General features: G+C 74.4%; 9 protein-coding genes. 5 read left to right on the top strand and 4 right to left on the bottom strand.

What is annotated here, in order from left to right:
- Positions 1-218: 218 nt before the first annotated feature.
- From hppD to ACFUEL_RS26115, 5 genes are read left to right on the top strand one after another with little or no spacing between them, the layout of a single operon-like run.
- Positions 219-1,214, top strand: a complete 996-nt coding sequence (hppD, locus tag ACFUEL_RS26135) for a 4-hydroxyphenylpyruvate dioxygenase (protein WP_380239207.1) — start codon at positions 219-221, stop codon at positions 1,212-1,214.
- Positions 1,215-1,249: 35 nt separating this feature from the next.
- Positions 1,250-2,164 carry a phytanoyl-CoA dioxygenase family protein gene (locus ACFUEL_RS26130; protein ID WP_380239206.1) on the top strand — a complete coding sequence of 305 codons (915 nt, stop codon included), beginning with the start codon at positions 1,250-1,252 and terminating at the stop codon, positions 2,162-2,164.
- Positions 2,161-3,225: a thiamine pyrophosphate-dependent dehydrogenase E1 component subunit alpha gene (locus ACFUEL_RS26125; protein ID WP_380239205.1), complete on the top strand. Its 1,065-nt coding sequence runs from the start codon at positions 2,161-2,163 to the stop codon at positions 3,223-3,225. Before ACFUEL_RS26130 ends, ACFUEL_RS26125 begins: the two co-directional genes overlap by 4 nt.
- Positions 3,222-4,223: an alpha-ketoacid dehydrogenase subunit beta gene (locus ACFUEL_RS26120; protein ID WP_380239204.1), complete on the top strand. Its 1,002-nt coding sequence runs from the start codon at positions 3,222-3,224 to the stop codon at positions 4,221-4,223. Before ACFUEL_RS26125 ends, ACFUEL_RS26120 begins: the two co-directional genes overlap by 4 nt.
- On the top strand, positions 4,220-5,446 hold the full coding sequence (locus tag ACFUEL_RS26115) for a type III PLP-dependent enzyme (protein ID WP_380239203.1): 1,227 nt from the start codon (positions 4,220-4,222) through the stop codon (positions 5,444-5,446). The genes ACFUEL_RS26120 and ACFUEL_RS26115 overlap by 4 nt, the downstream gene beginning before the upstream one ends.
- On the opposite strand, the gene ACFUEL_RS26110 is transcribed toward ACFUEL_RS26115, so the two are convergent.
- The 4 genes from ACFUEL_RS26110 to ACFUEL_RS26095 all read right to left on the bottom strand — a co-directional run bounded on the left by ACFUEL_RS26110 (position 5,443) and on the right by ACFUEL_RS26095 (position 10,358).
- Positions 5,443-6,216 carry a class I SAM-dependent methyltransferase gene (locus tag ACFUEL_RS26110; protein ID WP_380239202.1) on the bottom strand — a complete coding sequence of 258 codons (774 nt, stop codon included), beginning with the start codon at positions 6,214-6,216 and terminating at the stop codon, positions 5,443-5,445. The genes ACFUEL_RS26115 and ACFUEL_RS26110 overlap by 4 nt on opposite strands.
- Positions 6,213-7,277 (bottom strand): aminotransferase class I/II-fold pyridoxal phosphate-dependent enzyme, encoded by a 1,065-nt coding sequence (locus ACFUEL_RS26105; RefSeq protein ID WP_380239201.1) that lies wholly within the window; start codon positions 7,275-7,277, stop codon positions 6,213-6,215. Before ACFUEL_RS26105 ends, ACFUEL_RS26110 begins: the two co-directional genes overlap by 4 nt.
- Positions 7,274-8,716, bottom strand: a complete 1,443-nt coding sequence (locus tag ACFUEL_RS26100) for a radical SAM protein (RefSeq protein WP_380239200.1) — start codon at positions 8,714-8,716, stop codon at positions 7,274-7,276. The genes ACFUEL_RS26105 and ACFUEL_RS26100 overlap by 4 nt, the downstream gene beginning before the upstream one ends.
- Positions 8,717-8,879: 163 nt before the next feature.
- Entirely contained in the window at positions 8,880-10,358 is a 1,479-nt protein-coding gene (locus tag ACFUEL_RS26095) for a hydrolase (protein ID WP_380239199.1), read from the bottom strand.
- Positions 10,359-10,613: the final 255 nt, after the last annotated feature.

Raw genomic sequence — 10,613 nt, 5'->3', positions numbered from 1 at the left:
GGACGAGCCCGACCCGGCCTGCGACCTGGACCACGTCCGCGGCGCGGCCCGGCCGGTCCGGCTGCGGGCCGCGCTGAGCAACGCCTTCGCGTTCGGCGGCCACAACACCAGCCTGGTCTTCGGGCCGACGCCCACCCGTACCGCCAAGTAGGCCGACCGGACGGCCCGTTCGGGCCGGTCAGCCCTTTCGCTCTCAACTCCGCTTGCAGGGAGTCACGTTGTCGATCCAGACGATCACCCATGTCGAGTACCACTGTGCGGACGCCGCGCAGACCGCCACCGAACTGCAGACCGGTTTCGGCTTCCGGCGCGACGCCGAGCAGCCGGTGTGGCGGCCCGGGGTGCGGGCCGTCCACCTCCACCAGGGCAGCATCCGGCTGCGGTTGCGCTCCAGCGAGAACACCGACCACCCGGTGGCCCGCTACGTCGAGCGGCACGGCGAGGGCGTCGCCGTGCTGGCGCTCGGCTGCGCCGACCCGGCGGCCGCGCTGGAGCGCGCCGAGCGGCACGGCGCCGAGGTGCTGGACCGGGACGGCGCGCTGATCGCCGGGTTCGGCGACACCGCGCTGCGCTTCGTCGGGCTGCCGGACGCCCCGGAGTCGGCCGGCGGCGGGCTGCTGGACGCCCTCGACCACGTCGCGATCTGCGTGCCCGCCGGGGAGTTGGCGCGGGCCGTGCTGTTCTGCGAGGCCGCGCTCGGCATGCACCGGATCTTCGGCGAGTACATCGCGGTCGGCGAGCAGGCGATGGACTCCAGCGTGGTGCAGAGCCCCTCCGGGGACGTCACCTTCACCCTGATCGAGCCGGACACCGGCCGCCGGGCCGGGCAGATCGACACCTTCCTGGCCGACCACGACGGCGCGGGCGTCCAGCACCTGGCCTTCCGCACCGGCGACATCGCCACCGCCGTCCGCACCGCGGGCGCGCACGGCGTCGAGTTCCTCACCACCCCGGGCGCCTACTACGACGGCCTGGCCGAGCGGCTCGGCGGCACCGCGATCCCGGTGGAGACGCTGCGCGAGCTGAACGTGCTGGTCGACCAGGACCACGGCGGCCAGCTGTTCCAGATCTTCGCCCGCTCCACCCACCCGCGGCGGACCTTCTTCCTGGAGGTGATCGAGCGCCAGGGCGCGGGCACCTTCGGCACCGCCAACATCAAGGCCCTGTACGAGGCCGTCGAACGCCAGCGCGCCACCGCCTCCGCCTCCGCCTGACCCGCCCCGTCCACCCCTCCGAGGAGGCCCGCCCCATGACCACCGTGACCGAGTTCGAGCTGACCGCGGCCGAGCGCGCCCTGCTGCCCACCCCCGAGGAGGTGGCCGGCTACCGCGAGCACGGCTGGTACCTCTCCCGAAAGCTGTTCACCGACGCGGAGATCGACGCCCTCCAGGCCGCCACCGACGACTACTACGAGGGCCACCGGGACCGCACCCTGGCCGTCCGGCCGCCGAACCTGGCCGCCTGGGAGCCCGCGCACGGGCCGGTCCAGCGGCACAACGACTACGTGCACTACGAGAGCGACGCGATCGCCGCGGCCCTGTGCAAGCCGCTGGTCGGCGCCGTCGCCGCGCTGCTCGCCGGGGCCGCGGAGATCCGGGTCTTCCAGTCGACGCTGATCCTCAAGCCGCCGGTGCCCGAGGAGCCCTCCAACCAGGTGCCGTGGCACTTCGACAAGCACTACTGGCACACCTCCTCCTCGGAGGACATGCTGACCGCCTTCGTGCCGTTCCACGACTGCGGGGTGGAGAACGGCACCATCACCATGGTCGACGGCAGCAACCGCTGGCGGGAGCTGCCCTCCGCCGAGGACGCCACCCGGCACTTCGCCCGGCGCGACCGCTCCGAACTGGAGGCGATCCTGGCCGCCAACGCCGCCCACAACGGCGCCGAGGTCCGCAAGGTCCCGGTGGTCATCCCGAAGGGGCACGTCAGCTTCCACCACTGCCGCACCTACCACGGCAGCGGCGCCAACCTGGCCGGCATCCCGCGCCGGGCGATCTCGCTGCACCTCCAGGACGGCGCCAACCAGTACCGGCACGCCACCCGCCCGGACGGCTCCCCCGCCTCCTACAACCACGACGCGGTGGTCCGGCGCACCGCCGACGGCCGCCCCGACTACGCCGACCCGGAGATCTGCCCGGTCGTCTGGCGGGAAGCCCGGTGACCCAGCACGATCCGGTCGGCCCCGGCACGCCCGCCGCCCCGGGCTCCCCCGGCACCCCGGGCTCCCCCGGCACCCCGGGCTCTCCCGCCGACCTGGGCTCCCCCGCCGGGCGGTACCGAATGCTGCGGCTGGTCCGCGGCTTCGAGGAGCTCGCGCTCGGCCTGGTGCGCTCCGGGGAGATCACCGGCGGCATCCACCCGTACATCGGGCAGGAGGCGGTGGCGGTCGGCGTCTGCGCGGCGCTGCGCCCGCGGGACCGGATCACCTCCACCCACCGGGGGCACGGCCACGTGCTCGCCAAGGGCGCCGACCCGGGCCGGCTGCTGGCCGAACTCCTGGGCCGCACCGGCGGGTTGAACAAGGGCCGGGGCGGCTCGATGCACGCCGCGGACTTCTCGCTCGGCGTGCTGGGCGCCAACGGGATGGTCGGCGCGGGCGGGGCGATCGCGGTCGGCGCGGCCTGGTCGGCCCGGCAGGCCGGCGAGGACCGGGTGGCGGTCGCCTTCTTCGGCGACGGCGCGCTCAACCAGGGCGTCCTGCTGGAGTCCTTCAACCTGGCCGCGATGTGGCGGCTGCCGGTGCTGTTCGTCTGCGAGGACAACGGCTACGCCACCACGCTGCCCGCCGCTACCGCGGTGGCGGGCAGCGCCACCGGCCGGGCCGCCGCCTTCGGGATCCCCGCCGCCGAGGTGGACGGGATGGACACCGAGGCCGTCCGCGCGGCGGCCGCCGAAGCCGTCGAGCGGGCGGCGGCCGGCGGCGGCCCCGGCTTCCTCAGGTGCCGCACCTACCGCTTCGAGGGGCACCACACCATGGAACGGCTGATGAAACTGCGCTACCGCACCCCCGAGGAGGTCGCCGACTGGCGCGCCCTCGACCCGCTGCCGCGCGCCGCCGCGCTCCTGCCGCCCGGCCTGGCCGGGCAGTTGGACGCCTCGGTGCGGCAACAGCTGGACGCCGCCCGGGAGTTCGCGCTCGCCTCCGAACTCCCGTCCCCGGCAGGCGCGTTGGATCACCTGTACGCCGACGGGCGGCGGCCGAGGGCGGGGTACGGCGGATGAGGCTCTCCTACACCAAGGCGCTCAACCGGGCGCTCGCCGACGCCCTCGCCGCGGACCCTGCGGTCTGCGTGTTCGGCGAGGACATCGGCGCCGGGATGGCCGGGCCCACCCTCAACCTGCTCGACCGCTTCGGCCCCGGCCGGATCGTCGACACCCCGCTCTCCGAGCAGGCGTTCACCTCGATGGCGATCGGCGCCGCGCTGACCGGGCGGCGGCCGGTGATCGAGTTCCAGATCCCCTCGCTGCTGTTCCTGGTCTTCGAGCAACTCGTCAACCAGGCCCACAAGTTCTCGCTGATGACCGGCGGCCAGGCCGCCGTCCCGCTGACCTGCCTGGTGCCGGGCTCCGGCTCCCGGGACGGCTGGGCCGGGCAGCACTCCGACCACCCGTACGGCCTGTTCGCGCACGCCGGGGTGAAGACCGTCGTCCCGGCCACGCCCACCGACGCCTACGGGCTGCTGCGCTCGGCGATCGCCGACCCGGACCCGGTGGTGCTGTTCGCCCCGGCGGCCGCCCTGCCGGTGCGGGAGACCGTGACGTGGGAGCTGGCGCCCGTCCCGCTCGGCGAGGCCCGGATCCACCGCGCGGGCACCGACGTCACCGTGGTCGCCGTCGGCCACCTGGTGCACGACGCGCTGGCCGTCGCCGAGGAGCTGGCCCCGGAGGTCTCCGTCGAGGTGTTCGACCCGCGCACCCTGTACCCCTTCGACTGGGCGGCACTGGCCGCCTCGCTGGAGCGCACCGGGCGGCTGGTCGTCATCGACGACTCCAACCGCAGCTGCGGCATCGGCGCCGAGGTGCTGGCCACCGCCGCCGAGGGGATGCGGCTGCTCGCCCCGCCCCGGCGAATCACCCGGCCGGACGGCACCGTGCTGCCGTTCGCCCCCGCACTGGACCGCGCCCTGCAGCCGAGCCGCGAGCAACTGCGCTGCGCCGTACGGGAAGTGATGCGGCACCGCGGGGCGGAACTCCCGCACGGCGGAGGCCGGGCCCGTTGAACCTGACCGCCGCCCCCGGCTCCCTCACCCCCGGCTCCCTCACCCCCGCGCTGCGCGCCGCGCTGGCCGGCGCCACCGACGACCGGATCTTCTACGACCTGGCCGGCATCGCCCGGGTCTACACCGCCCTGCTGGACGAACTGCCGGGCGTCGACGTCCGGTTCGCGCTGAAAGCCTGCCCGGTGGACGAGGTGCTGGCCGAACTGGCCGCGCTCGGCGCCGGGTTCGACGCCGCCAGCCCGAACGAGATCGCCCAGGCGCTGCGCACCGGCGTCCCGGTCGGCCGGGTGCACTACGGCAACACCGTCAAGTCGGACCAGGGCATCGCCGAGGCGTACCGCCTGGGCGTCCGGGACTTCGCCACCGACAGCCTCCCGGACGTCGCCGCGATCGCCGAACACGCCCCGGGCGCACGGGTGTTCTGCCGGATCGCCACCAGCGGCGCGGGGGCGCTCTGGGGGCTCAGCCGCAAGTTCGGCTGCTCCCCGGCGGACGCCGTCGAGGTGCTGGCGGCCGCCCGGGCCGCCGGGCTGACCCCGGCCGGGCTCTCGGTGCACGTCGGCTCGCAGCAGCTGACCGCCGAGGCGTGGACGGCGGCCTTCGAGCTGATCGGCGGGGTGCTGGTCGAGCTCCGGCGGCACGGGATCCGGCCCGACCACGTCAACCTCGGCGGCGGCCTGCCCGCCCTGGGCTACGTGGACCGGCACGGCACCGCCCTCGACCCGCCGCTCGGGGAGATCTTCCGGACCGTCCGGCGGGGCCTCGACCGGCTGCGCGGCCTGCACGGCGGCGAGCTGGACTTCGTGCTGGAGCCCGGCCGCCACCTGGTCGCCGACCAGGGCGCGATCCGCACCCGGGTCTACCGGCTGACGCACCGCCAGCAGCCGGACGGCGAGCGGGAGCACTGGCTCTACCTGGGCTGCGGGAAGTACAACGGGCTGTACGAGATGGACCAGTTGCAGTACCGGCTGGTCTTCCCCACCCACCCCGGCCGGGAGTGCGTCCCGGCCGTGGTGGCGGGCCCGACCTGCGACAGCGACGACGCGTTCCCGCACGGGTACGCGACCGGCCGGGTGCCGGTGCCCCGGGCGGTGGCCTCCGGCGACCCGGTGTGGATCCTGTCCAGCGGCGCGTACGCGGTCAGCTACCTGACCCAGGGCTTCAACGGCTTCGACCCGCTGCCGTACACGGTGCTCCGGGCAGACGCCGAACTCCCCTGCTAACGCGGCCGGTTGACGGTGCCCGCCCGGCAGACCAGGATCTGCTTGGGCGAGGTACCGGTGAACGGGGAGCGGTCGTAGTCGCCGTGCCGCTCGACCACCTCGAGGCCGGCCAGCCGGCACAGGGCGAGCAACTCCTCCGGGAAGAAGCAGCGCATGCTGACCTTCTTGGTGCGCACCGGCTCGCCCCCGCGCAGGTAGTCGAGGGTGAAGTGGAGCACCTGGGTGGCCGCGTCGTAGCCGGTGGCGGCGCGGACGTCGAGCTCGGTGCCGTCCAGGTCGGTGACCGACTTGTGGTGGTAGGGGGCGTCGGGGCGGCGGGCGAGCTTGGCCGGGGAGGGGTTGAAGACGTCCAGCAGCAGCGTGCCGCCGGGCAGCAGGACTTCGCGGGCCGAGGTGAGGAAGGCGAGCACGGAGTCCAGGTCGTGCAGGTGCTGCATGGCGTTGGTGGCGGAGAACACCAGGGCGAAGCGGCGGTCGGTGCGGATGTCGCGGCAGTCCTGTTCGAGCCACTCGACGGGCAGGCCCTCGGCGGCGGAGCGGCGGCGGGCGACGGCGAGCATGCTGGGCATCACGTCGAGGCCGGTGACGTCGACGCCCGCGCGGGCGATCGGCAGGGTGATCCGGCCGGTGCCGCAGGCCACCTCCAGCACCGGGCCGCCGGCCCTGACGGCCTGGTCGAGGAAGAACGGGACGTCGTGCTCGCGGGTGGCGAACTCCCGGTCGTAGAAGTCGGCGTCGTCGTAGACGGCGAGGTCCTGCAACGGCTTCATCGGGCGTTCTCCGGGGTGGGTGCGGGAGTGGCGGGGGCGAAGCGGTCGGCGAGGCTGGTGAGGACGGAGCCGCCCCAGCGGGTCTCGCCGAAGACGGTGGCGGGCAGGGCGAGCAGGCCGTGCTCGGCCAGCAGGGCCTCGGCCGGGGTGTCCACCGGGAAGAAGTAGTTACCCGGGCTGCTGCGGACCTCCTCGGGGATCCCGGCCCGGACAGCGTCGGGCAGCGCGGCCAGGAGCCGTTCGGCGCGGACGGCCAGCGCCTCGGCGACCTGCCGGGGAGTGTCCGGGTGGTCGGTCAACAGGCTTTCGGCCAGCCGGAGTTGCTCCTGGCCGGGCGGGTCGCCCCGGAACGCCTCGGCCATCGCGCTGTCGTCCGGCCCGAGCAGGACGATCCCGAAGGTGCGGGGGTGCAGCCAGCCCTTGGTGACCGAGTGCAGCAGGACGGCGCGGCCGGTCTCCAGCAGCCGCCGGGTGCCGGGGGCGAACGGGGTGCCCAGGTCGTAGACGGCGTCGATCAGCAGGCGCCGGTGCGGGGAGCGCTCCAGCCAGCCGGCCAGTTCGGCGCACTCGGCGTCGGTGAGGTGGCGGCCGAGCGGCTTGCTGGGGTTGGCGAGCAGCAGGTACTCGGGGCGCCCGGCGGTCGGCGGGTCCTGCGGCGGGGCGGGGGCGGGCAGCGTCGGGTAGGAGCCGGGGGCGAGCCCGGCGGCGCGGGCCAGCTCGAAGTAGACCGGGTACACGTCGGCGGGCAGCCACAGCCGGGCGTCCGCGCCGCCCAGCTGCCGGAACAGCAGGTCGAGCCCGTGCCGGACGCCGCGGCTGACCATGGCGCGGCGCGACCACTGCTCGGGCAGGTCGTAGCGGCGCAGCCAGGTGCGGGCCAGGTCGCAGCGGTACACCGTGCGGGTGCCGTCGCCGTCGCCTTCTGCCGGTTCGGGGCGCAGCGGGGGTTCGGGGCGCAGCGCGGCGAGCGCCCGGTAGACGTTGGTCTCGGCGGCGTCCAGCAGGGACGGGTCGGCGGCCAGCCGCTGCTGCCGCGACTCCTGGAACTCGTCGAACCTCATGCCGTCGCTCCTTCCGCCGCCGGGAGGACCTCCAGCGGGAGAGCCCCGGTGGCTCCGGCTGCCCCGACCCCGACGCCGGCGACCCCGGTGGCCCCGGCGGCCCCGGCGGCCCCGGTCGGGAGGATCTCGCTGGCCCGGTCCTCCAGGGAGGCGTAGCAGCGGCCGTCGGCCAGGACGTTCCAGCTGCGGGCGACGCCGTGGGTGCGTTCCCAGAGCAGGCTGGGTTCGGTGTAGGCGGCGATCCGCATCGGGCGGCCGTCCCAGCTGCCGTCGAAGACCGGCGCGCCCCAGGGCAGCCGGCTCGCCTCCGTGAAGCCGTGCCGCTCGGCGAAGCCGGTGACCACCGACAGCGAGACCTGGTGGTCGCGGCTCCAGCGGTTGGCGGCGTGGTCGTGGTAGAGCGATTCGGTGCTGGTGGAGACGTAGAGCTCCTTGAAGCAGACCTCCTCGACGCCGTGGGCGGCGGCCCAGGAGAGGTAGGCGGCGACGCCGTCCCCGTCGGCGACGCCGCCGTGCTGGAGCACGCAGATCAGCCGCATCCGCAGTCCGGGCCAGCGTTCGCGTCCGGCCCGCCAGGTGTCGGCGACCTCGCCGACCGGGGTGCGCAGCGCCATCAGCCGCTCGCTGGCGTCGTCGTCCTGGTGGTGCCGGGAGACGGCGAGGACGCTCAGGCCGGCGGCGGCCAGCTCGGCCAGCCGGTCGGCCCGTTCGGCGGGGGCGAGCTTGGCCAGGTTGTGCGCGTTGCTGATCAGGACGGTCTTCGGGAAGGCGGCCGCGCAGGCGGACACCAGGCGCAGCTGCTGCTCGAACGGGAGCAGGGTGGGTTCGCCGCCGCCGGTGATCACCGCCCGCTCGGCGCCCGCCGCGCGGCCGCGCTCCAGCCAGGCGGTGACGGTGTCCCACGGGACGCGGGCGGGCGGCTGGTCGCTGGAGATCGAGGCGGCGGAGAAGCAGAACGAGCACTTGGCCTGGCAGGCGGCGGCCACCGGCAGGACCGAGACCGAGCGCGGCCGCAGGTCGGCGTAGGCCGCCAGGTCGGGGTTGAGCCGCAGCGAGGCGGCCATCGCGTCCTCGACGGTGGTCGGCTCCAGGGTGATCCGCCCGTCCGGCTCCACGGCGGGTTCGTGGACGGCCGACAGCCGGATGCGGTCCCGGTGCAGCTCCGTGCCGAGGCCGGTGGCCTCGTTGGGCACCAGGGCGTCCGGGTCGACCTCGGTCTCCAGCACCAGCAGCCGGTCGCCCGGTATGGCCAGCCGCTCCAGCAGCCGCCCGGCCTTGGCGGTGCCGATGCCCAGCTCCGCCCGGGTCAGCAGGTGGAACCTGTCCGGGAAGGTGCTCTCCGGGATGCCTGCCTTGCCGTAGGTGAGCGCGTACTTGTCGAAGCCCTTCGCGAAGTTCGACAGCACGATGACGTGGAAGCGCTGGTCGGTGCGGTTCATCGGGCCATCATGCCTGCCGTCGCGCGGCCCGGGAAGCGGGATTCGCCCCGCGGTCTCCGCAGGTCGGCGCCGGTGGCCGCCGCCGCGGGCCGCCGCCGGACCGCCGCCGGGCCACCGCCGGGCCACCGCGGGCTCCGGGCGGGCCCGCGGCGGTCACCGCGGATCAGGAGACGTTCACGTTGACGTCGTCGAGGACGAACGAGGTCTGCTTGGTGTAGTCCTCGGTGCCGGTGAACTTCAGCGTCACGCTCTGACCGGCGTACCCGGCCAGGCTGAAGGTGCGCTGCTGGTAGCCGGCGGCGGCGTCGGTGTTGTCGTAGCTCGCGAGGGTGGTGCCGTTGGCGGTGACGGTGAGGGTGTCGAAGGCGGTGGTGGTGGAGGCCGCGCTGTCGATGTGCAGCCAGAAGCTCAGCGTGTAGGCGGCGCAGCCGGCCGGGAGGGCGACCGTCTGGGCGAGGGTGTCGGTGGTGGCGGCGCCGTAGCCGTCGAGCCAGGCGTCGTAGCTGCCGCTGTGGGCGGGCTCGCTGCTGCTGGAGTTGACGGTGCTGGTGCCGTTGCTGTTGGTCTCGCTCCAGCCGGAGGCGGAGCCGGTCTCGAAGCCCGGGTTGGTGATCAGCTGGGCGGCGGTGCACCCGCTGCCGGTGCCGCCGCCGGTGCCGGTGCCGCTGTTCTTGGCGAGCCAGGCGGTGGCGTTCAGGGCGAGGGCGGCGTCGGTGCCGGCCGGGTCGTTCCAGCCGTTGTAGAGGGTGTTGCCGGACTGGCCGGTGCCGTCGTCGATCGGGGAGGAGTCGCCCCAGATGGCGACCCGGCCGCTGCCGAAGGTGGAGGTGGCGAAGGCGGCGCCGGTGGTGCCGCTGTAGCCGGTGCGGTAGAGCAGGCCCTTGACGTTCGGGTTGTCGGCGGGCTTGAGGGTGAAGGTGGTGCCGCTGCGGATGATCGAGCCGGTGACCTTGCCGAAGGCGCCGTTGAGCACCGGGTCGGTGGTGTCGGTGATCGCGCGCGGGTTGTCGGTGGTGATGTTCAGCAGGTCGACGGAGAAGCCGAACGGGTCGGTGTTGTCGACGCCGTTGCTGGTGAGCAGGTCGTTGATGACGGCCGGGGAGTCCCAGCCGTCGTTGTTGCGGTCGCTCTGGTTGTGGTCGGAGACCAGGAACAGTCCGCCGCCGTTCTGGACGAACTTCATCACGGCGGTCTTCTCGGCGGCGCTGAGCCGGACGTTGGGCTCGGGGAGCACGAACTCGTCGAAGTTGGCGAGGTCGAGCGCCGCGCCGGTGCCGTAGCTGATGGTGCTGCCGGCCGGGAGGGTCTTGAGGCTGTAGGCGCCGGTCTTCTGCAGGGCGACGCCCCAGGCGGAGATGGCGCCGGTCCAGGAGGTCTCGCTGCCGGGGTTGGCGTTCTGGGCGAGCGGGTCGGGCTGGCTGGTGGAGACGATCCAGTCGGCGTTGCCGGCGGTCTCGCCCTTGCTGTTGTCGAACAGCACCCGCTTGGGGGTGGTCGCGGTGGCGGCGGTGCCGGCGGTGGTACCGGCGGTGGTGGTGGCCGCCGCGGCGGGGTGCGGCTGGAGGGTGGCGGCGGTGGCGGCGAGCAGCAGGCCGGTCGCGGCGAGCGCGGCCGGGCGGACGGCCTTCGAAGCCCTGGTCATCTGTCAATCTCCTCGTACCGTGGGAGGGGGCGGCACAGACGTGCTGCGCTACGCGCGTAGGCGCACCGGCACGGTCCCATGGTGAGGTAAGCGGGGCTTGAACGGAACACGTCGAGTCGACGGAGTGTCGGCTGACGCCCAGTCGGCCGACCGGGCCCGTGGCCACGTGACTCCATGACTCCGTGACTCCAGGCCCCAGGCCCCAGGGCTCCGGGGAAAGGGGTGGGGCGCCCGCCGCGGCGCTCAGGCGTCGTC

It is taken from the genome of Kitasatospora sp. NPDC057198, assembly GCF_042670125.1.
GTDB lineage: Bacteria > Actinomycetota > Actinomycetes > Streptomycetales > Streptomycetaceae > Kitasatospora.
Note: the sequence above shows the minus strand (reverse complement) of the source record. Positions and strands in the feature narration are given on the sequence as shown.